General features: G+C 36.4%; 27 protein-coding genes. 8 read left to right on the top strand and 19 right to left on the bottom strand.

All coding sequences use genetic code 11. From position 1 onward, the window contains the following. Positions 1-4: 4 nt before the first annotated feature. Positions 5-562 carry a histidine phosphatase family protein gene (locus tag MKY76_RS10925; RefSeq protein ID WP_342557834.1) on the bottom strand — a complete coding sequence of 186 codons (558 nt, stop codon included), beginning with the start codon at positions 560-562 and terminating at the stop codon, positions 5-7. After that, positions 555-1,115 (bottom strand): hypothetical protein, encoded by a 561-nt coding sequence (locus MKY76_RS10920; protein ID WP_342557833.1) that lies wholly within the window; start codon positions 1,113-1,115, stop codon positions 555-557. Before MKY76_RS10920 ends, MKY76_RS10925 begins: the two co-directional genes overlap by 8 nt. A 518-nt stretch (positions 1,116-1,633) precedes the next feature. Here MKY76_RS10920 and MKY76_RS10915 point away from each other — a divergent pair. Together MKY76_RS10915 and MKY76_RS10910 are read left to right on the top strand one after the other, a co-directional pair. Beyond that, the gene (locus MKY76_RS10915) at positions 1,634-1,804 is read left to right on the top strand and encodes an aspartyl-phosphate phosphatase Spo0E family protein (RefSeq protein WP_004230265.1); all 171 of its coding nucleotides are present in this window, start codon (positions 1,634-1,636) and stop codon (positions 1,802-1,804) included. Positions 1,805-1,973: 169 nt separating this feature from the next. Beyond that, positions 1,974-2,447: a hypothetical protein gene (locus MKY76_RS10910; protein ID WP_313872187.1), complete on the top strand. Its 474-nt coding sequence runs from the start codon at positions 1,974-1,976 to the stop codon at positions 2,445-2,447. A gap of 124 nt (positions 2,448-2,571) precedes the next feature. Here MKY76_RS10910 and thrS read toward each other — a convergent pair whose 3' ends face one another. The 10 genes from thrS to MKY76_RS10860 all read right to left on the bottom strand — a co-directional run bounded on the left by thrS (position 2,572) and on the right by MKY76_RS10860 (position 9,128). Beyond that, positions 2,572-4,488 carry a threonine--tRNA ligase gene (gene thrS / locus MKY76_RS10905; protein WP_342557832.1) on the bottom strand — a complete coding sequence of 639 codons (1,917 nt, stop codon included), beginning with the start codon at positions 4,486-4,488 and terminating at the stop codon, positions 2,572-2,574. 380 nt (positions 4,489-4,868) lie between these two features. Then, positions 4,869-5,099, bottom strand: a complete 231-nt coding sequence (locus tag MKY76_RS10900; protein ID WP_259418902.1) for a hypothetical protein — start codon at positions 5,097-5,099, stop codon at positions 4,869-4,871. Positions 5,100-5,113: 14 nt separating this feature from the next. Further along, positions 5,114-5,470: a hypothetical protein gene (locus MKY76_RS10895; RefSeq protein ID WP_054549268.1), complete on the bottom strand. Its 357-nt coding sequence runs from the start codon at positions 5,468-5,470 to the stop codon at positions 5,114-5,116. An 11-nt stretch (positions 5,471-5,481) separates the two neighbouring features. Then, a complete protein-coding gene (locus tag MKY76_RS10890) occupies positions 5,482-6,078 on the bottom strand; it encodes a hypothetical protein (protein ID WP_342557831.1) in 597 nt (198 codons plus the stop codon). Between the two features lie 121 nt (positions 6,079-6,199). Beyond that, entirely contained in the window at positions 6,200-6,706 is a 507-nt protein-coding gene (locus MKY76_RS10885; RefSeq protein ID WP_112118757.1) for a hypothetical protein, read from the bottom strand. A 123-nt stretch (positions 6,707-6,829) separates the two neighbouring features. Further along, a complete protein-coding gene (locus tag MKY76_RS10880) occupies positions 6,830-7,294 on the bottom strand; it encodes a hypothetical protein (RefSeq protein WP_257961067.1) in 465 nt (154 codons plus the stop codon). Positions 7,295-7,341: 47 nt separating this feature from the next. Next, a complete protein-coding gene (locus MKY76_RS10875; protein WP_257961068.1) occupies positions 7,342-7,827 on the bottom strand; it encodes a GNAT family N-acetyltransferase in 486 nt (161 codons plus the stop codon). Positions 7,828-7,842: 15 nt separating this feature from the next. After that, positions 7,843-8,190, bottom strand: a complete 348-nt coding sequence (locus MKY76_RS10870; RefSeq protein ID WP_016993931.1) for a DUF3147 family protein — start codon at positions 8,188-8,190, stop codon at positions 7,843-7,845. Beyond that, positions 8,190-8,588, bottom strand: a complete 399-nt coding sequence (locus MKY76_RS10865) for a MarR family transcriptional regulator (protein ID WP_257961069.1) — start codon at positions 8,586-8,588, stop codon at positions 8,190-8,192. The genes MKY76_RS10870 and MKY76_RS10865 overlap by 1 nt, the downstream gene beginning before the upstream one ends. Before the next feature lie 150 nt (positions 8,589-8,738). Beyond that, positions 8,739-9,128 (bottom strand): hypothetical protein, encoded by a 390-nt coding sequence (locus tag MKY76_RS10860; protein ID WP_257961070.1) that lies wholly within the window; start codon positions 9,126-9,128, stop codon positions 8,739-8,741. Positions 9,129-9,276: 148 nt separating this feature from the next. On the opposite strand from MKY76_RS10860, the gene MKY76_RS10855 reads away from it, so the two are divergent. Then, positions 9,277-9,606, top strand: coding sequence for a hypothetical protein (locus tag MKY76_RS10855; protein ID WP_342557830.1), 330 nt, complete (start codon positions 9,277-9,279; stop codon positions 9,604-9,606). 15 nt (positions 9,607-9,621) lie between these two features. Here MKY76_RS10855 and MKY76_RS10850 read toward each other — a convergent pair whose 3' ends face one another. Together MKY76_RS10850 and MKY76_RS10845 are read right to left on the bottom strand one after the other, a co-directional pair. Then, the gene (locus MKY76_RS10850; protein WP_342557829.1) at positions 9,622-10,605 is read right to left on the bottom strand and encodes an HD domain-containing protein; all 984 of its coding nucleotides are present in this window, start codon (positions 10,603-10,605) and stop codon (positions 9,622-9,624) included. Continuing rightward, positions 10,595-11,242, bottom strand: coding sequence for a class I SAM-dependent methyltransferase (locus MKY76_RS10845; protein ID WP_103118038.1), 648 nt, complete (start codon positions 11,240-11,242; stop codon positions 10,595-10,597). The genes MKY76_RS10850 and MKY76_RS10845 overlap by 11 nt, the downstream gene beginning before the upstream one ends. Before the next feature lie 1,064 nt (positions 11,243-12,306). On the opposite strand from MKY76_RS10845, the gene MKY76_RS10840 reads away from it, so the two are divergent. After that, the gene (locus MKY76_RS10840) at positions 12,307-12,960 is read left to right on the top strand and encodes a FusB/FusC family EF-G-binding protein (RefSeq protein ID WP_103118033.1); all 654 of its coding nucleotides are present in this window, start codon (positions 12,307-12,309) and stop codon (positions 12,958-12,960) included. An 82-nt stretch (positions 12,961-13,042) separates the two neighbouring features. Here the strand turns inward: MKY76_RS10840 and MKY76_RS10835 are convergent, their stop codons facing one another. The 4 genes from MKY76_RS10835 to MKY76_RS10820 form a co-directional block, all read right to left on the bottom strand. After that, positions 13,043-13,420 carry a hypothetical protein gene (locus MKY76_RS10835; protein WP_342557828.1) on the bottom strand — a complete coding sequence of 126 codons (378 nt, stop codon included), beginning with the start codon at positions 13,418-13,420 and terminating at the stop codon, positions 13,043-13,045. Between the two features lie 157 nt (positions 13,421-13,577). Continuing rightward, a complete protein-coding gene (locus MKY76_RS10830) occupies positions 13,578-14,024 on the bottom strand; it encodes an HTH domain-containing protein (RefSeq protein ID WP_342557827.1) in 447 nt (148 codons plus the stop codon). Positions 14,025-14,072: 48 nt separating this feature from the next. Further along, on the bottom strand, positions 14,073-14,411 hold the full coding sequence (locus tag MKY76_RS10825) for a hypothetical protein (protein ID WP_342557826.1): 339 nt from the start codon (positions 14,409-14,411) through the stop codon (positions 14,073-14,075). A 334-nt stretch (positions 14,412-14,745) separates the two neighbouring features. After that, the gene (locus MKY76_RS10820) at positions 14,746-15,642 is read right to left on the bottom strand and encodes a TetR/AcrR family transcriptional regulator (RefSeq protein WP_342557825.1); all 897 of its coding nucleotides are present in this window, start codon (positions 15,640-15,642) and stop codon (positions 14,746-14,748) included. A gap of 194 nt (positions 15,643-15,836) precedes the next feature. On the opposite strand from MKY76_RS10820, the gene MKY76_RS10815 reads away from it, so the two are divergent. Next, positions 15,837-16,139, top strand: a complete 303-nt coding sequence (locus MKY76_RS10815) for a gamma-type small acid-soluble spore protein (RefSeq protein WP_342557824.1) — start codon at positions 15,837-15,839, stop codon at positions 16,137-16,139. 147 nt (positions 16,140-16,286) lie between these two features. Here the strand turns inward: MKY76_RS10815 and MKY76_RS10810 are convergent, their stop codons facing one another. Then, positions 16,287-16,787: an Rrf2 family transcriptional regulator gene (locus MKY76_RS10810; RefSeq protein ID WP_342557823.1), complete on the bottom strand. Its 501-nt coding sequence runs from the start codon at positions 16,785-16,787 to the stop codon at positions 16,287-16,289. Between the two features lie 170 nt (positions 16,788-16,957). Between MKY76_RS10810 and MKY76_RS10805 the strand changes: the two genes are divergently transcribed. The 3 genes from MKY76_RS10805 (at position 16,958) to MKY76_RS10795 (ending at position 20,875) form a co-directional block, all read left to right on the top strand. Continuing rightward, a complete protein-coding gene (locus MKY76_RS10805) occupies positions 16,958-17,599 on the top strand; it encodes an NAD(P)H-dependent oxidoreductase (RefSeq protein ID WP_342557822.1) in 642 nt (213 codons plus the stop codon). A gap of 14 nt (positions 17,600-17,613) precedes the next feature. Then, on the top strand, positions 17,614-18,051 hold the full coding sequence (locus tag MKY76_RS10800; protein ID WP_342557821.1) for a carboxymuconolactone decarboxylase family protein: 438 nt from the start codon (positions 17,614-17,616) through the stop codon (positions 18,049-18,051). Positions 18,052-19,381: 1,330 nt separating this feature from the next. Continuing rightward, on the top strand, positions 19,382-20,875 hold the full coding sequence (locus MKY76_RS10795; protein WP_342557820.1) for an SH3 domain-containing protein: 1,494 nt from the start codon (positions 19,382-19,384) through the stop codon (positions 20,873-20,875). Positions 20,876-21,495: the final 620 nt, after the last annotated feature.

The raw sequence follows: 21,495 nt of genomic DNA, 5'->3' as shown, positions 1-21,495 counted from the left end.
TTGTTCAGTCCTCTTGCCACACGCGTGTTACTTCCTGTAAGGATAGCCCTTGAAAGGCTAATCGATAGATATCTGGCATACTTAACGTTTGCCAAAATGCATAATCGTACTGGGCATCAAAATATTGCATCATCAATGCCATGATATTGCCATGTGTACCGATAACGAAAGACTCCTGTGGATGCGTGAGAAGGATGTTTCGCAAACTTGGAATAGCGCGAGCCATTGCCTGTTGATTGGACTCCCCACCTGCCCATGCAAAGCTTGGCTCCTGCCACACCCGTTGAACTGCTGCATGAAAATCCTCCAGCTTCCCAGTAGCAAGTTGTCTTTCTTTTAAAGCATCTATCGTTTGAACGGGTAAAAGACGAGCCTGTGCAATCCCCTCCACTGTTTGAATGGCTCTACGATAAGGACTAGCATAAACTGCATCGATTCGATGATGCTTCAAAAGATTTGTGACACACTCTGCATCCCTTTGTCCCTGAGCAGATAGTGGACGATGATATTCATCCTCTGAATAATGAGCATGTGCGTGTCTAACAAAATAAATTTCAGTCATCTGTTTCTCCTCTTTGATCTTTAGCTAAATGAACCTTCCAAATCCCCTCTTGCTGTTGCAGAGCGTATGTTTTTATGTAGCGCTGACTCCCAACGGAAATTTCCAGTTGAACGACCTGTAAATCAGGGCTGCTCGATTCATTAATCACTATTCGATCATAAAATCTATACATGAAATAGGTAACAAGCAAATCACCTGCAAGTGAATCGGTATAGTATTGCTCAAACAATTCTTTTGTGGGGAATGCATCATTGCTGTAAGTAATCGCATACAATGCATCCATACGAGGTTCCTCCACTAAATCAAACATAATTAGCAGCATTTCCTCTGGCGAAAAGGTCTGCAAATGACGAATTTCTCCATCGTTTAAAAATGCTTGATAGGCCTCTCTTTTTTCCAAAGATAAATCAGCTACATAGCTAAATTCAGTGGATGTGGATGTCGATGTCGTATCCATGTCATACACAATGGTCGGTTCCTGGAAGGGCTTCTCCCTTTCACATGCCGTTAGTAAACTTAAAAAAGCAATGATGGAAACCAGTTTTTTCATCATGCGCTGCATCACCTCATCTACCATCCATTATTCCATTAATTTCAAAAATTCTCAACATTTCACCATAGACAATGAAATGTCCCCATTTCTAAACAACAAAAAAGGGAATTTGCTAAAATGTGACAAGATATGAATTCCACGCTTAATTATCGGAAAATTCAATCTCTAATCACAACTTTTTTCTTAGTATAAAAGACTTAAGACTTCTCTATTTTCCCTTTAATATTTTCTAAAACAAAGAACGTGAATAACCCTATCCAGCACATGAATAGGGTTTTAAGTCATGTATTAAATTATATAAAAAGGGAAATTAACAGTATTATTTATCTATAATACATAAAAATTTTCAATCGAGCTAAATAGGATGAAGTACCCTATCTATGACTAAATTACGAATTTAAGAAACGATACACAATGTGACATTTTTTTTAATATAAGTGATATACAATGAAAAAGTTGAATCGAGGTCATAAAAATTTATTTCAAGAATATGGATAAAAAATTAGGAGGAAAATATCTTGGTTAACTTATTACTTAAACAATTCTTGAAGGCGGAAATTGAGATCAAACGAAGAATTATGTATAAAAAAGCAAAGGATCTTGGTTTCACCCACCCTATTGTAGTAGATTACAGTCAAGAATTGGATGTCTTACTTAATAGATATTTAAAACAAGCACAAGCTTCCTAATCATAACGAGGCATATAATAGAAGAAAGTATAGATATGATAAAGCCAGGCCATGTTTTATTGGCTGGTTTTATCGGGGATGATACATGCATTCACCTAGCCATTTCTCAGAATGTATAGAGAATGAAAAAGTAGGCGATGTTTTTGATAAGAAAACATTTGGAGGTTGAATGATGCACGTATTCATCTTAACTTTTATGGTTGTTTCCAAAATATTATTGCCACCTCAACATTCAGTAGACCATACATCACCCACACTTTGCACACCAACTGAAATAAATACACTATATCAATACCCAAACAACCAATTTCAATCGTTTCGTGATGAGGACACATTTTATCAGCAGCTTAATCGTGCGATTTATGAGGAATATACCAATGCTTCATTGAATATTCGTCAAAAGATGGCTTTTAAAGATGTAGCAAATGCGACAAAACGTTTTTATTTACAAACAGATGGTAAACAGGAAACAATAGACCTCTCTCAACATACTTTTATTCATCCCAATCGACAAGTTTATTTTTTAGCATCCTTTCAGCACAATACCGATGAATCCTATCGCAAATTTCTTGTCATCGACGCTGAAACACAAGAAGTAATACTGGGACATTCGCTTTTTCAAGAAAGTTCCAAGCACCTTTAATTCATTGTATGCACACCATGTAGATTCTAGTAGTCATTTCAAAAAAATAGAAGTAAAAATTTCTTAACAATTAAAAAGCTTGCGATGAATGACGAACATTCATCGCAAGCTTTCTTTACTTAAATTAAGCTAAACTTTTTTGTTGAATGGCTGTTGTGACTTCTTCTATTAATTGCTGTAGTGACTTATCAGTGGAATTTTGCTGACCATGTCTGCGAACAGCTACAGTTCGGTTGGCAACCTCACGATCACCGATAACCACAATATATGGTATTTTTTGCAATTGGGCTTCTCGTATCTTTTTGCCGAGCTTTTCTTGACGGTCATCTAATTGCACACGGATGTCTGCCTGTTGTAAAGCTTCAACAACTTGCTTGGCATAGCCTTGATGTGCCTCAGCTACTCCAATCACTTGGACTTGCTGTGGTGCCAGCCAAGTTGGGAATGCTCCGCCAAAATGCTCGATTAAAATACCTAAGAAGCGATCAATTGAGCCAAACACTGCACGATGGATGACAACAGGTCTCACCCTTTCATTGTGCTCATTAATATACGTTAAATCAAATTTCTCTGGTAGCTGGAAATCAAGTTGAACCGTTGCACATTGATGACTGCGCTGAATCGCATCTTTAATATGGATGTCAATTTTCGGTCCATAGAAAGCCCCGTCCCCTGCATTAATTGTATAGGCAATACCTAAATTGTTTAGGACATTTTCAAGTGCTGCTTCTGCTTGATCCCACAGTGCCAAATCACCCATATAATCATCTGGTCGTGTCGATAATTCAATCGTATACGCAAATCCAAAGACGTTGTACACTTCATCTATAATCTTTAAGGCCAGTGCAATTTCATCCTCAATTTGCTGTGGTGTTGCAAAAATATGGGCATCATCCTGACAAAAAGTTCGTACACGTAACAGACCATTCAAGGCGCCACTAAATTCATGTCGGTGCACTTGCCCAAATTCTGCCATACGTATAGGTAAATCCCGATAGGAATGTAAGGCATTTTTGAAAATCAGCATATGCCCAGGACAGTTCATCGGCTTTAAGGCAAAGCTTTGGTCATCCACCTGTGTGAAATACATATTGTCCTTATAATGATCCCAGTGACCTGACTGCTCCCATAAGCGTTGGTTCATCATCAGCGGTGTTCGTACTTCCCTATAGTCATATTTTGCTTGTAAATGTCGCAAATACGATTCCAGTTCATTGCGTAAAATTTGACCATTGGCTAAATAGAAGGGCATACCAGGTGCTTCCTCTGAAAACATAAATAACGATAGCTCTTTACCTAGCTTGCGATGATTTCGCTTTTCTGCTTCCTCCAAGAAGATAAAATGATCGCGCAGTTCCTCTTTTGTAGCAAAGGCAACGCCATAAATACGCTGAAGCATTTGATTCTTACTATCGCCTCGCCAGTAAGCGCCTGACACATGCATTAATTTAAAATGCTGTAATTTGCCTGTAGACGGGACATGTGGACCACGACATAAATCATAAAAATCTCCCTGCTCATAAATCGTAACTAGCTCATCTACAGGAATTGCCTCCAACAGCTCTAGCTTTAACGCATCATGGGCGAATAATTGCTTTGCTTCTTCACGTGAAACCTCGCGTCTATGAATCGGGATATTTTCCTGTACAATTTGTTTCATTTTCTTTTCAATTTGCTGTAAATCACTCGGTGTCAGTGTATCAGCAATATCTATATCATAATAAAAGCCATTTTCAATGACTGGTCCTACTCCAAATTGTGCATGTGGATAAAGTCGTTTAATTGCCTGCGCTAATAAATGGGCCGTAGAATGGCGAATGACCTCGATCCCTTCCTTTGAGCTTGCATCGTACAATGTAATTTGTGCATCTTCCATAATCGGGCGCGTCAAATCAATGATGGTTCCGTTAACACTCCCTGCGACTGCCTTTTTACGAAGCTCTGGACGAATCGCTTGTGCAATATCGGTTAGTGTCACACCTTTAGTAAATGCTTGTTGTTGACCATCTGGAAATTGAATGTGAATACGTTGATTTGACATGTTTCTCTACTCCTTTTAGTAATAAAATCAATTACACCTTGGCATAATTGTGTAGATAAAAAAAACACATATCCGCCCCTAAGAAGGGACGAGTATGTGTTGATTACCCGTGGTTCCACCCAAATTCCCACTAGTTTATAGGCTAGTGGCTCATTGATTTTGCTGTAACGCCGCAAAAAAAACGGTGCAAGTTTCCAAGCACGGCTCCAAGGTAGTAAGATGGGAATACGACATTAGGAAGCTTGCAGCCAAGGCCCCCCTCTCTATAAATGGTTAATCGCATCTCTTGTCCTTATCATTGCCCATTTCATTTTGTATGAAATTGTTAATTACTATAACGAATAGTGAATTCTTTGTCAAACACTAAAAAAGAAAAAAATTTAGCGATGGACTTGCAATGGGCGTTCTGGACGTTGAACACAATAGTGACAATGCGGGTCATCACATGCCTCCTCTTGCCACTCATTACACATCGCACAAAAATAACTATCAAACGTGTCATCATAGATGATGGAATTTTGACAACTCGGGCATTGTTGATTTTTTTGAATCGTACCGCTGATTTCTAGCCCATCAATAATCACTATATCTTCGCGCTGTTCAATTCGCATTTTATTATTAACCCCTAATGATTTTTCACTTCTAAGGTCTCATCTTCAGATTGCCATTCTACATGGATCATTGGCTTTGTTTCTCGTTTAAAGATTTTCTCACTTTCTTTTTTTGTGAAGGAATAATAGCCATCTTTATTTAACTGAACATCACTTAAATTTTGGGATTCTTTTGTCCCCTCAATTGTAATTTCTAAAGGCCCCAAATCATCATCATCTCCCAGATAAAATAAGCGTAAGCCCACCTCACCATTACTATGATAGATGGCTTTCCAATGCTCACTTTTGGCGATATAATGTATCTCCTGCTTGGGACTTTGACAAGCTGTCAATAGGATGATGAGGGCAAGTGGAAACATCCATTTTTTCATTAAATATCCCCCTAACCTTGTATGGTGATAGCCCACCCTGTCGGCTTTTCTTCAAAGGCATCCTCGTATTCTGTAAAAACAAAATGAAGTCCACTTAAATCATCTGGCAAGGGTGGTGTCACCACATACGTACTGCTTTCATGTCCATTTGAGCCACCTGTACCTTTACTTCGGCATTCATAGGACGCATCAATGTATAGACCAAAATGTTTTCGTTCTAATTTTTGCTGAATCGTTAGCTGAGGTTCTTGCTGCTCATCCCAATCGATTAATAATTGCACTACACTTGCATTGTCATATTGACGAACATAAGAAACCGTATACAAACGCTCTCCCTTTGCTACCGTTTTCAATACAGGGATATAGTGACGGAAGCCTGAAGGTTCTACCTTTGAAGTATAGTATTTTTCTGATTTAATCAACTGGAAGAACAACGCTAAAAAAGTATCATCGAAACCATATTGCTGTGCCCATTTCGAAATGGCATCATCCGAAGGCAAGCCTGGAGTAAGAGCAGCTTGCTCTTTTCGTTGCTGCAAAAGTGCACATATTTGCTCATCTATTGTGACAAGCCTTGAATCATTGTATTTGCTATGTTGTTCGGACATCTATATCCTCCTTCCTCCTGCAAGTCCTTCTTCTTTCTATACGTTATTTTCCGCAATTGGTTCCATAAACAGCCTATTTTTACTTGTAAATACCAAAAAAGCTATCCAATACATTGGATAGCTAGTTCGCTAGCATATCATTGTGCCAGCTAGTCGAGTCTGATAATTGATATGTAACCATATTGGCTGTCACAGCGAGAATAACACCCGCTCGGGACATATGAGAGGTATTTGGCTTTTCTAATACAAGGACCACGTAGCCCTCTCCACGTCCTTGCTCGTCAAGCGCATTTGTCGCGTTGATTTCAAAGGTGGAATACGTTTGCTCATTCGTTGCATACAGAAGTCGTTCTTCATCATACACGCCATGTTCTTTTAAATTATAGCTGACAGGCATCCAACCTTCAGACCATTCAATACTGCCTATCATTTCTCGTTTCCTTCTGGCAAGACGTCCAATGGAATACCTAAAATATATCTTCATAATCGCTTGATTGTCTTCATTTTTTCCTTCACAAGTGGCTGTCACTTCAAGCATAATATCATTTTTTAAAAGCTTTTTCATAAACACTAATGCCACAGTGATAACACAGATAAATAGTACTATACCCAAGATGATAAATGCCATTAGGTCCCTCCTAGTATCACAATTGCTGTTAATACAATATTACCATGTTCTAGGAGGGATAGGAGCTTTTCACCAAACAATCTTAGAAATTGACACAGGCATAAAGGATAAGACAAAAAGTGATTATTTGTTGGCTTGAAGCTCAACTGTAAGCGTAAAAGGTATTTTTAAGTATTCATAGTGTATCGTTACTTTCTGGTTGTTAGATGCTAGAACTTGTACTGCATAATGCTGTGGCTGCTCGCCAATAGCTTGTTGATTTATGTATCTTTGAGGTACGATCGTTCGCTGTGCTAATTTATGAAAAGATAGTTGATCATTTCCCTCTAGCTTTGTTTCCGCCTCAAAAGGTTCTGACTTACTTATTACTAGCTTCGCGTTATCAGGACGCAGATCATTCACCAGTATTTGCTTTAGCTTAATTTCACGCAGCCCTGTATTTTCAAGTGCGATGATTTTGATTGCTTCATTGCCTTGTTTGCTGCTATAGCTTTGAATAACAAGTGGTGGATTGCTCTTGAGATAAATCATAAAGATTGCTCCGACCACAAGCACACTCAGTACTAAAATAAATAGTATTTTTTTCATACTTTCCCTCTCTTTCCTCCCAACTAGTATAACAAAAACAACCTGACTTATTGACAGTCAAGTTGTTTTTGTAAACGTATTTCATCTCGTATTGGAATACCATCATTACCAATGAGTGGGATAGAAGGCTTATAGGCTCTTGCTTTTTCCACTGCATTACGCAGTATTTCTATTAAACAATAGCCTCGTTTTTGATAGAATTTCAATGCATATAAATTATCGTTTGTTGTAATAAGTGATATGCTTGTACAGCCCTGCTCCATTGCTGCTTGTTCTACCGCTTTCACAAGAGCAGAACCAATACCTTTCCCCTCAACCGTACTATCTAACGAAATGATTTCACAGTCCTCTTCCCGCACGATATAGGTGATTAAACCGATCATCATTTGTTGCTCATTCATAAAAGCAAAGCCCGCTAATTCACTACAATCATAAATGCCACTGGAAATGACCATCTCTGTCGTACCCCAATGTTCCTGAAAAAATTCGCTTACAGTTCGTTTTGGTAGTTGATGTATGGCAATAATCGTCATTTTATAAACTCCTTCTTAAATGGAAATATGAAAAACCCCTGCAATCGCTTTTTGTATGCCTAAAAATACAGCCCAGGATAGCACACCAAGTCCAATAGCTAGTACAATATGTACGGAGGATTTCATCGCCATGTAAATCACAAATAGCATGCACATCGTTGCAGGCAAGCCAACGATAACGCCTACCGTAAAGCGTTGAATATGCTCACTCGACTCACTTTGCACTGTCAGCCAAATAATGCTTAAAATACTCACCAATGGCAACGCAGCAATAATTCCTCCATAGGTAGGAAATCGTCGTGCAACCTCCGTCACAACTCCAATGATAGCTGCTGAACTCAAAATTTTAAAGAATGTATACATTATTTTGCCACCTCACTTAGACGTCGAAACGCCTGTAGAATGGCTTGCTGCTCCTGCTCAGTTAGCTGATTAAGGGCATGCTGTAGCTTATCATCATCTAGCTCCGAGTTTTTCTTCAGCACTTGTTGCCCCTCTTCTGTTAAATGCAACATGACCTTACGCTGATCGTCACTTGCTCGCTCCTTCATCACCCAGCTATGGCGCTCTAGCTTTTTCACATGCTCTGATGCCGTATTAGGAGAAATATTTAGTAACCCTGCTATATCACGCACCGTCACTTCCTCTTCCTTTTGTATCATTTGCAAAATACGCACACTTTGATGGGAAATAACATCTTCATGGGTTGTATGTAGATGATAGAATATCGTTGTAAAATAATCATTTATATCTTTAATCATTGTAATAACTCCTTTAATATATCGTCCAAAACGATTATATCGTATACAACGATATATTAAAAGCGACCTCGTTAAAGTTTTTATTTTCAGATATTTTTCTTCAGTAAGCTTAGCATCTGATAGCCATCTGAGGGTAAACCTGCATAGGGCTTATACCATTTTGGATAAATTAGCGGGACTGCTGTTGCAAGAAATTGAAAAGTATTTAAATAAAAAAGGAGCAGCAAAATAACAGGCTAGATAGCTGGCAAAAAGTAATACTGCTAAAGTCATGATAGGACCACCCGCTATAAATCCTAGCGACTGCTTGCGCGTTAAGCTACTCCCTTTTTGTGGGGTACAGAAGCCAAACAATCCCCATCGAATATGGAAATGTATACGACCTATACGCAAGTTTTCAGGAAGATTTTTTGCACCTAAATAAACATGGGCTCGTTCCTTTGAACATACTATAACACCCAATGCATGCCCAATTTCATGCAGCAGCGTAGAGATTGGTATGCCTACTACATATAAAAGCATAAAGGATAGAATGGACATTACTACTCACCCCCTCCCAAAAATTCTATCTATTTTTCATAAACATCTATCTTTCTGCGCTTCTTGCTAAATAGTATCAATGGGTACTTGTGAACACTTACGTTCTACAGTATTATTACTCTATTCTGAATTTAATTGAGGGCATCCCATGTTATACTTTCTCTATTTTTTAGTAGGTGGCACAATCATGGTGCTAGCGCTACTACTTAGCCAATCTAAGTATTTATTTTTATCAGGTATTATTACGGCCTTACCGATATTGACGCTCATTAATATGGGCATGCAAATGAAAAATATGAAAGAAGATACATTTCATACTGTTCTTCAAAACACGGTATTTGGAGGCATGCTATTATTTACTGTGCTTACGTTTCTCCTAACAAGCTGGTTTAAACCAAGCATCTCTGTTATGAGCGCGCTCGCTGTCTATGCCCTATTTATGCTTTCTGGCAAATATATTTTATCCATGTTTGCCTAAAGAAAAGGAGCTGCCCTATGACAGCTCCTCATTGATTATTTTCACATAAACACCCTGCTCAAACCTTTCCAAAGCAGAGACATTCATTGCTTTGACATGGTTAGATACCTCGCTCGCCTTCCATAGTTGCTGTTGATGATAGATAGCTGGATCGATGAGTCGCACTTTATTGCGAAAATGAATATCATAATTCTCTTGTTCTTCTCTTACCTCTACATTTTCATGTAATTGTTGTAAAAGAGCAAGAACGTCTTGATCATGTGAAGTCTTCATCTGCTGCATTACCTCATGATCAGTCTTTAGGAAATCTTCAAGCGTTAGAATTTGTTTTGCTAGTGACAGCTTTAATACATTCGCTAACGAACTTGTCGCATAGATATTTAAAGGGTGCAAGAAAAAATCTAACACTTCCTGATAATAAATTTTTACAAACCATTCTGCACGCTCAATCGTTTTAACACACAGTTTCCCCTGACAAACGAATAAGTCCTGTAAAAATTTTCGGATATCTTCCAGTGCTAAATTTCCATAAAAATACATATCTCTTAATGTATAATCGATACGATCTGCACACAATGCTGGAGCAGGTTGTTCAAGTAACGACCATCTGGATGTATCTAGTATGTTCTCTACTTCGTAGCCATATTTTTCAAGAATTGCAGGTATCGAAGACTGTTTGATAACATCCATGAATATTGCTTCATGATAATCTTCCGCCTCATTTTCAAGGACCACATCCACCACATGGGAAAAAGCGGTATGGGACACATCATGTAATAAGCCTGCCACCTGCTCCTGCAATGAACCGCCAAGCTGTCTAATAAGCAGCATGACACCTACAGAATGCTCAAATCTTGAAATAGTCCACCTGCTATTTACTAGAAAGCCTGCCCCAGCCTGATGAATTTCCTTTAAGCGTTGAACTGGCTTACTTACAATCAATTCCTCTAACAAACCATCTATCTCGAACTCCCCATATAAGGGGTCACTAATCAGCATTTATATTCTTCCGACTAATCACAAAGACTCCACCACAATGCGATAGTGGGTAAAATGTTAACTCACAAATTTCCTGTAAGGCAACCTTTAGCTCCTCATGGACAAAGTAAAATTCATCCTCATCCCAGTATCCCTCGCTATCTTGACGACATTGCTCCAGCTGCTCTCTTGTCTGGAAAGCTACATCGCCAATTAAAATTTTCCCTGTTGGTGATAGGTGCTGTAATAATTGTGTGATATACAAAGCCTTTTGCTCATCTGTAAAATGATGGAGCGCATACGTACTAATAATCGCATCATAGGGCTGCTGTAATAGCTCCTGTGGCAAGCCATTCATTAAATCCCACTCCATTAAGTGAGCCTCTGGCATTTTTTCCTTGGCAATGGCAATCATGTTCGCAGAAAAATCAAAGCCATAAATCGAATGCCCCTGTTCATAAAGCTTTGCCGTTAATACCCCTGTTCCAAAGCCAATATCTAAAACAGTGGAAGCCGGAACAGCCATCACTTCATTGAAAATTTTATTTAAAATCTCTTTATAGCCTGCAAATGGGTATTGATACTTTTCCTCACTGTGTTGTACCGTTTGGTCGTATCCATCGGCCCATAAATCAAAACCTTCTTTATTTAATAGCATAGTGCCTCCTACAATGTATAAATTCTCCAAGCATTCATTAATTTACGTTCAGTCATCTGTTTCATCATAAATCCCCCTTCATTAACCAATTCAGTCCATTATACCAATTTATTACCTTTCCAACAATTCAGAAAATAAACAGTGCTTTATCAATTTTCAAATTTTCATAAGCTGTTATAATCAATATGTTAAAAAACTACAATAAACATTCTGGATAATATTTTATTATAAATCCCCAAAATATTACCATATTCAACTTTTTACGGTATAATAATATTGGGTAGTTAAAATATAAAAGGAGATGACTTAATGCAAGGTACAAACAAAAAGGCGTTGTTATGGATTAGCATTATAATGAGCTTAATGTCCATTTTCTTTGCATCTTTTGGTTCTAACAAATTTGGAGCCCCATTCCCCTTTATAAGTTACATCGGTGAGAATGAGTTATCATCCGCAATTGCTCTATTTACTAAAAATGGCATTACTCAAATTAATTTTAATATACTTTATTTCTTTATAAATGTTACACTAATTTACTTTATTCTTTTTTATGGTAGAAATATAATTAGTTCATTAAAATTAATTAAACAATCCTAATTCTTATACATCAAAATTACAAAAATTAGCCTAACAAAAGAAAAATAAATAGTGTCCTACATATAATGAAGATGGAAATGTTGATTATAGACAAACAATTTCGTCTAATAAATTTGCATGAACCTTTGCCTCTTATGCCAATGTAAAGGGAGTAATTTCAAAACAATTCAAGAGCAATTAGGGCAATCACATGTTACTATATCTATAGACACTTATAATTTATAACAAATTAATGTAAATTGGTTGCCTATTTAATTCAACCTATTATAAAACCTCATGTAAACCCATATAAATCAACGTTTGCTTTAAAGGAGGGATCTAAATGATCGCATTCACTTGTAATGCATGCTCTAGAACGACTTCTTTAGGTCAAAGAGGTCAAGATTAAGTTATAAACTAACAGAAATTGAATGATCTCTTTAGGCCAAAAAGTAATCAAATAGCCTAATAAACAGGAGAGATTTCAAATGGAACAACAAACAATTCAGCCGTTTTTAACGGTTGCCAACTATCATTTATTAGAACAGCAATTAAATAAAATTTTACATGCACTGACAACAACAAAGGATAAAAACGTTATCCTAGCAGTACGTGGCCTTGTTGATACGGAGGTAACGACAAAATTAGCATTATCAGCAGCAGAAACAGAGCTGATTGACCAGCTTTTTGCTGTCACAGATCGTGCACAAGGGGATGCATTTTTAGAGCAATTAAAACCATATGTCATCCCGTTCAAGCCGGTGACCGCTAGTACGCTTAAAGCCTTATTTAAAAAGGAAAAGAAGCTCAAGCTACCAAATCTAGAAGCACTCGATTTTCAGCAAATTTGTTATCTTGCTTGGGATGATGCTGGCACACATCGAAAGTATGTTGTCCTTGAGCAAAATGGGCAGCTAAAAGGGATCAAAGGGATATTTGCCAATAACACGGTTCGCGGCATTTGCGCAATCTGTAATCGCCATTCAGATGTAGGCTTATTTACTACGTCCATTAAAGGACAGGTGGTTGGCACGTTTACCAACCACAGTAATTACATTTGTGCAGATAGTCAAACATGCAATGAACATGTTACGGATATGAACAGAACACTGGAGTTTTTCGAGCGTATTACACAAAAATAAATGAACGAAGGCAGAAATGTTGTGCAAACAACATTTCTGCCTTTAAACTTTAAAAGAACAACTCTTAGGGTATAGAGAAATGTTATCGGTTGGGATTACGATCAATAAATTCCTCTATTTCATCGGCTAATCCGTACACAAGATGGAAATAGTGTTTCTCCGACATGACACCCTTTTTTCGCCATTTTTGCATTTCTTCATAATGAAATTGATAAAAATAGCCTTCTACATCTCTTCTAGCAGTTCCTTTTTTCTCCGCCATCTCTGCAATCGAAAGACCTTTCCTCCACTCTTGGTCGTATTCCTGCACTGTCATGCCCAAAAATTTACTTATAGCTTCATAATCATATTTCACATGGTATACAAGAATACCTTCCTTATGTTCTTCTGCATATACGGTTGAAGAAAATGAGAAAACTACGATAAATAAAAGCACATACACTTTATTGGCACTTTTCATTTTGGAACCCCCATACTTTTTGAGGTTAATGTGTGTGGTTCTCATCATTACTATGTATGAAGGAAATCGTGGAAGTGATGAAGAATGTCAGCGAAGAAGAGAAGAATTTTTATTCATCCTTCGTGAATGATTTAGTCCAAAATACCAGGGCTTGTCATTAGTCATGTAATACAAAATGAAGCATGATACGATTCACGCAAATTTTCAATTCTACGTTCTTATCGATCGATATCTCTTGTCTAAAATCGATTAAGTCCTTTTCCTCTACATGAATCATTTTCGCGACACTAGCCGTTGAAAACATGTAATCCTTAATGAGGTCATTCAAAAGCAATGCGGCTCTTTCCCTTGCATCAAGGCCTTCAAAGCCAGCACATAACATAGCTATTTTTCGTTCGATCTTATCTAGCTGCTCAGTCGTGATACTGGCCTTGTTATTCAATAAACCATCCAGCTCAGTCATTGGTAAATCAAATATTTTCGCAAGTTGCTGATGATTGAAACTGAATTTTTCAGCCACTTCTTGAATTTGCTGGTTCAGGTAATCGAATCGGGAAATATCCGTGACAAAAGATACTTCTGCCCTATCCTTCCATTCTTTCACAGTAGTAAACCTCTTTTCATTCTTTTTGATGTATCAAATGAAACTATATTAAAAATGAGGACGCAAAAAAAGTGGCAGTATTAATAAAAAAACGGAAATCGTAATAAAAATGGTAGTGGTTGTAGGGGATAATTTTTGGCGATATGGACCATTATAAAATCCCGAAAACTGCAGTTTATTACGATAGAGGACAAACAATAAACTATATATGGCGATTCCCCCCAGCCACCCAGCGTAAGAACCATCAACATTTATATCAAAAGAGGTATACATAAGCCTGGCGCCTCCCCACATCACGCATCCAATAATGGAAAAAAGGATAATAATTCTTATTAATTCTAAAAATATTTTAAATGTAATCATCCATAGTTCTCTTATTTCCTTCACAAGCTCTCTCCACCTCCACGATCTGTAAAATTATTATAACACTTCCTGAATTAGTAATTCACTTAAACCGAGAATGTATAGTCGTCTATGGTGAGCTTACTTGTTGTTTCTTAATACGGGTTTCACCATGAATCAAGCAGAAGCAGGAATTATAGATCAAATTTTAATTGGTGGAAAATGTATACTTTTATTATTTCCGCTTTATGAAAAATGACACGATTCCACCAAGTATCAAATATTCACTGACAGAAGAATGAAAAAACTTAATGCCCTCACTAAAAAAGAAAAAACCAACTTTATGCTAAAAAGCTGGTCTAGTTATTCAATCATTCATTTATGCCTTGCTGTTTTGCATCTTCATAAAGAGCCAGAAAAGGTTGGCAATTTCTTCAGCTTCATATTTATAAATCGTTTCAGCGAAAGAAGCACGAAACGGCTGTAGCATGATCTCTAAAACACTCATGCGGGGTGTTTCTCTCTTCATTTCATCCAAAAGCAAGCTAGAGAGTTCGAGTGATTTTTGTGGAAGTTCGATTGTCGAGATTTTTTTACAAAATTTCTCTAATTTCTCCTGTATTTCTTTACTAGTAATGGACTTATAGGCTAAATCCTTTTCTAATAAAAACATTTCCTGTGGCTCTAATAGAATTTCTCCACTCTTAATCATTTCTGGCAGAAAACTTTCTACATATTTCAATGACCGAGTAACCACTTTTTTTAGATCTATAGTCATATTAGTAGCCAAATTCCAATAAAAAGATAAATATTGGAAGGTGCCAAAAAAGACGACCGCACACTCATAATAATAGTGCTTTCCTTCTTCTCCATAAATATCATAGAATCTGTTTTTTAACCAGGTGATTTCATGAAAGCGATGTTCCGCAAGAATTTCTTGCAGCTCTTCATCATGCAAAAAGGAGATTTCTCGAAATAAAGGCATTAAATTATATTTTTCTTTAATTTTTAATGTGGCGATTAATTGTTCAATTAAAACGTCTACATCATCTTTTTTCTTACCAACTAAAATTTCCTCTTTTAAAACATTTCGCTCTTGACGATTTTGCTCTAATACGGCTTTCAGGCATTCGTTTTTAGATGAAAAATAATTATAAAATGTACCTTTCGAAATATTTGCCTTATCTAAAATATCCTGAACCGATGTATGCTGATATCCCTTTTCAGTAAATAATTGTAATGTTGATTCGATAACGATTTGTTTACGATCTTTCATACATTTCTCCAATCTCTAAACACAATAACGAACTTACAACAATTATACTAGGAAAACTAGATTTCTTAAACTATGCAAATTTGATACTAGAGGTCCTCACTCGGTAGTGCCAGTCCAAATCGGTTAGTTTTTTCTAAAATGTATGGATAGTAAAAAACCTTCTGCACACACTACTTTTCAGGAGGTGATATTTAATGGCGAATAATAACAACAACCAAAATTTCAACTCAAAAATTCCTAATGCAGCTCCAAACGCAATGAATTCAATGAATGTTGAATTCGGGAACGAGACTGATGTTAATCAAATCAGACAACAAATTCAACAAGCTGAAGCTAAAAAGCAACAGGCTTCTGGTTCTATGAACGCAATGAAGTCAACGAACGTTGAATTTGGGAATGAAACTGATGTTAACCAAATCAGACAACAAATTCAACAAGCTGAAGCAAACAAAAAATTTGCTTCTGGTAAATTTGCTAACGAAAATAATTCAAATTAGCTTTCATTCAACATCCGCAGCCGGCATCCTTGCCGGTTTTTTGTTTCTCACAATTTTGGTTAATTCCTTCAGCATAAAATTCTCGCTTTAGATTTTCATTCAGGTAAACCGAATTTACATACATCCAAAATGATTCGATTCAAGTTATCAATTTGTTTTTTCAAAAAAATTTTTTGCTTCTTCTATTTGCTCCTTTGGTAGAGTCCGCAGTAATTCTTCTTCTAACCACGCTATCGTTTTGCTTCTTAAATAATTTCGCATGTGTTCTTCCGCTTCTAGCATGACACTATTGATCGTACAGTTCGATTGACTTGAACAAGACTCACACTTTTGTTTTTTATTTTGATAAGCAAAATTCGCTTTAATATTCTTACACTGAAATATCGGATCTTCACCTTCAACAGCTCGTACAACATCCCAAAATGTAATATCTTCAGGTTTTCTATTGAGTCGATAACCCCCTTTTACACCAGATACCGAGCTAACAATGCCTTCCTTGGACAATTTCCCTAAAACTTTTGAAAGATAGGTCTCCGATAATCCTTGAAATTCTGATAAATCCTTTATTCCTATACTTTCATTTTTTGGTACATCAATTAAATAAACAAGACTGTGTAGGGCATATTCAACCATCACACTATATTTCATTATTCCACCCTCTTAAAACATTTTGCTTACCATGATAGTAACACATTTTAGCTATACATAAATGAATCAGTTTGACAAACGAAAATGAAAAGCGTATATTGTAGACAAAATTAATCAACGATTAAATCAATCGACGATTAGCAACACCTTTATTTAACTGGAGGATTTTTATGCGTAAACTACTTGTGATAAATGCACACCCTGAAGTGGAATCAAAGACATCTTTGAGCCTTCAAGTATTAGATCATTTTCTAGGGACATACAAAGAAAATAAACAGGATGATGAAGTAATTGAGCAAATTAATCTATATGAAGACGTTGTTCCGATGATAGATAAAATTGTTTTAAGTGGCTGGGAACATTCACGAAATGGAGATCCTTTAACACACGAAGAAAATGAAGTTTTGGAACGCATGAATGAAATTTTAGTTCAATTTAAAAGTGCTAATAAATATCTAATTGTAATGCCTTTGCATAATTTTAATATTCCTTCAAAGCTAAAGGATTATATGGATAACATTCTAATTGCGCGAGAAACATTCAAATATACGGAAAATGGTTCCGTGGGCTTATTAAATGATGGAAGGAGCATGATCATCATACAGGCAAGTGGTTCAATTTATACAAATGGCGATTGGTATACCGAAGTGGAGTATTCTTACAAATACCTTAAATCAATGTTTGCCTTTCTTGGAATAGAAGATGTTAATATTCTTCGTGTCCAAGGAACAGCCTTATTGAATACAGATGATGTCTTGCAAAATGCACTTTATCAAGCGGATCAATTATCAGTTGAATTAGCTTATAAATAATGGAGGGATTCACAATGAGACAACGTATGAATTATTATGAAATTGCACCAGATGCTATGAAGATAATGACGGAAATGGAAAAATACACTAAAAAAAGTAGTATTGAGAGAAAGCTTCGTGAGCTCATTAAAATTAGAGCTTCTCAAATTAATGGCTGTGCCTATTGCATCAACATGCACACTGCTGATGCGAAGAAAATGGGAGAGACTGAACAGCGTTTATACTGCATTAGCGCTTGGAGAGAATGTACTTTTTATTCAGATGCTGAAAAAGTAGCATTAGAATTAACGGAACATATTACGCTTATTCCAGAAAAACGCGTTCCTAATGAATTATATGAGCGTGTTCGCAAGCATTTTGATGAAAAGGCTTATGTCGATTTGGTTATCTTGATTAATCAAATTAACAGTTGGAATCGAATTTCTATTGCTATGGGCAATGTTGCGGAATAATAAATGGCTGCCTTAACAGGTAGCTATTTTTCTTATAGTAGTTTGATATCAATTTGAGTCGTACTTTCATATGTTAATTCCCCCTATTTCCCTTTAACAAAATGTTCAAATGTAAGTTTAGGAAATAAAAAAATTTCCCGGGTAAGCGCAAGAAAAGACAAATTCAACCCCACATTCCTCCATCAAGCGACTGATTTCTTCATTTTCCTTGCCTTTTGAAATACTGGCAGAAGGCATTTTAGGATGGGGCTATAATTATTTCCTGTTAAGTAGGTTGATTTTAAATACCTTCAATGACAATGCAATCCTAGATATCTAAGTTATTCGGAGTACATACTTTCCCTTGTCTCTCTCAGTATGTATTTTATTTTCGAAAAAAACACTCATCATGTAAACGAGTGTTTCATACTTATTATGACAACCACTTAGGTGGTGTGTTTTTTTCCCAGAGTCTAAGTGGGTTGGTATCTTTTAGTTTTTATTTATTAGATTACTTTAATATCAAGTATTCATAGCTTATCGTGCTTTTTAGATTATAATATTTTTGTATATTTTTTAATATTCCTTTGGGGAACTTAACTTAAATTCATTTTATTTCCCTGAATGCAGTTTTTTCCTCTGGCTTGAATCCAAATTCTACATTTGCGAGTGGTTGATACTTATCGTTACTTAATTGTTTGCCCACCAGCATAGTAAACGGGTTTTCTTTTAACCTAAGATAACTGCATCTGTGATTTTAAAGTGCTTATATTTATCCAATAATTCGATTTATCAAGACCTAATTTCAATAAAGATAGAAAGTTAAAGGGTTCTACACATTAGATATGACTAATATGTAGAACCTTTTCTTCATTTACTAAAGCATCTGTTAGTTAAATAACTGAACAATCCGTTGTTCGCTATAGTGTAACATGTTTACAAATGTTGGTGTAGAGAAGTGTAAGCTTATAAAAAAGTTATGATGAGAATGAGGAAGCACATCATTAGTTGGTGTGCTTGTTCTCTTGTCTACCTTCTCAGAACAGCCCTCAGACGAATCGAGTATTAGATAGACGTACTACTTGGTTACATGGACTGCTCTCAGGTCGGTTCTCAGAGCAAATACATCTTCCGCAGATGCGGCGTAGATATAGATTTGGCTTGGGCTTGTTTCAATGAACTCACAACCCTTTCACCAAATCAATATATGTTAGGGCTATCATTTATCACTCTACCCTGTTAAATGAAAGAAACATTGAATATTACCCCTATCCCAAATATTGGGTTTATGATAACATATATCTGAATCTTTTAACTTTGGAAAATATGAAAGGAAGTGTAATAACCAGATATGAAAAAGATATTGAAACCATTGATTAGTGGTATTGTCATTGGTGCCCTCTCTCTAACTATAAATATAGATAAAAATGTATTAGCTAATGATATTGCAAATACATGTAAGTATGATTCGGCATCGAAGGTCAACCCTGATTATTCCACAATGAACTGTTTGTTAACCGAAACAGCACTGAGTTATAATGTTCCTCCTGAAATTGTGAAGGCAATAGCGGAAGGTGAAAGTGGAAATTGGCGTCATTTCGATATGAATGGTAAAGCGATTGTGACAGCTGATAATGGAATTGGCATTATGCAAATTACCAATCAAGCAGGCTACAATCAAGATAGACTAAAAAACGATATTGTCTATAATATTCGAGCTGGTGTGGAGACTCTAGATGATATGTTTAAGCGGAAGGATTTGCCTAGCATCAACGGTGGGAAAAGAGATATATTGGAACATTGGTACTTCGCTATCATGGCTTATAACGGTACTAAGCCAGTAAATAGTCCATTTGTCCAAGCAACTGGGGAAAGAAATGCAAATGCCTATCAAGAAAAAATTCTCCGAATTATTGAGAGATTAGAATTAATAGACTTAACAGAGCTGCCTTTTACACGCGAACATTTTCAATATGACTCTAACAGCAGGGAAAATATTAAATTTTCAGTGATGAACTATGATTTTGATTTACCATTAACAAAATCAAAGTACTTTTTTAAAACAAATCAAAAAGTTAATGCAACAACTAATGTAACAGTTAGGACAAAACCTACTACGGATAGTCCTTCTATGGGTACTTTACGTAAAGGCGAAATTGTTACTATTACGGGCCCTTTTGAATATGAAGCAGTATCAACGAAGAAAAACCATTTTGTTTGGTATCCTGTGAAAAGAAATGACGGGACAGAGGGATATGTAGCATCAAGTTATTTAAACTACTCAGCTTCAACACCTACAACTCCAGTAGGTAGTATAGATGTATCAAAGTTCGCTGATTACAAGGCAGACCAGTACTGGGCAGAGGATTTTCAATGGGCAGTAAACAAAGGACTTATCAGCGGTTATCCAAACGTATACAACCCTGCAACAAAGAAATACGAAAACTTACTGAAACCAAACACGAATTTAACAGAAAATCAGATGTTATCTGTACTTTTCCGTTACTTTAAGTCTGATGAATTAGCTTCAACAAAACCTAGTTCTTCATGGAGTGCAGATGTAAACTATCAACTAGCAAGTAAGTACGCTCTACCAACGCTTGGTGGTATATCAGCGTCTAAACAGGTATATGCAGTCAAAGACATCACACGTGGTAATTTTGCTCGTATCCTAGCATCTATGCATTATGGAAAAACAGTATCTCAGAAAGAGGCCATCCAGTTTCTACGTGACTTCGATTTAACAACTACTAAAACGGATGCAGAGTTTAAACCGAATGATTCACTAACAAGAGCGCACGCAGTGGCATTCTTCCACCGTTATGAGCAAATATTCAATAAATAAATTGCTATCTATAAGTGAAAAGGTGACTTTAAAAGTCACCTTTCTTTTATATGGTTCTCTAAATGTGCTATAAAGCCCTATGTGGAGTTACGGGAGAGGCTGTGAAAGCATAACAAAGGGACTTGCATATCGGGTAATCAATCATAAACACAAGTCCTGTTCAAATTGAAGGAAAGCACCTTCAATCGAGAGTGCTCAATGTAGCTATTGATATCAGCTATCGCTCCAATTCAATTGATAAATCTAAGAAAATCAAAAAATTAAAAATTTGGGGTACTTTTTAGGGTACATGCTTTCCCCTACCTCCCCCACTCTGAAAAATTAAAAGTTATAACTCAATGACATTTTACAAACGCTGAGATATTCACAAAAAAACACTCGCCATGTAAACGAGTGTTTCAAGTCTTTTATGACAACCACTTAGGTGGTGTGTTTTTTTCCCGAGTTCAAATGGGTTTGAATCGTATAGTTTTTAATTGTTCGATTGCTTTAGTATCAAGTATTCACAGTATTTCATGCTTTGATATTAATGTATATTTTTAATTATTCTTTTGGGGTACCTCACATTGTTTCTATTTATTACTGATATCACCTACCAATATTGATACGTTTATCATAAA

The sequence above is a fragment of the Lysinibacillus sp. FSL P4-0201 genome (genome assembly GCF_038593425.1).
GTDB classification, from domain to species: Bacteria; Bacillota; Bacilli; order Bacillales_A; family Planococcaceae; genus Lysinibacillus; species Lysinibacillus capsici.
Note: the sequence above shows the minus strand (reverse complement) of the source record. Positions and strands in the feature narration are given on the sequence as shown.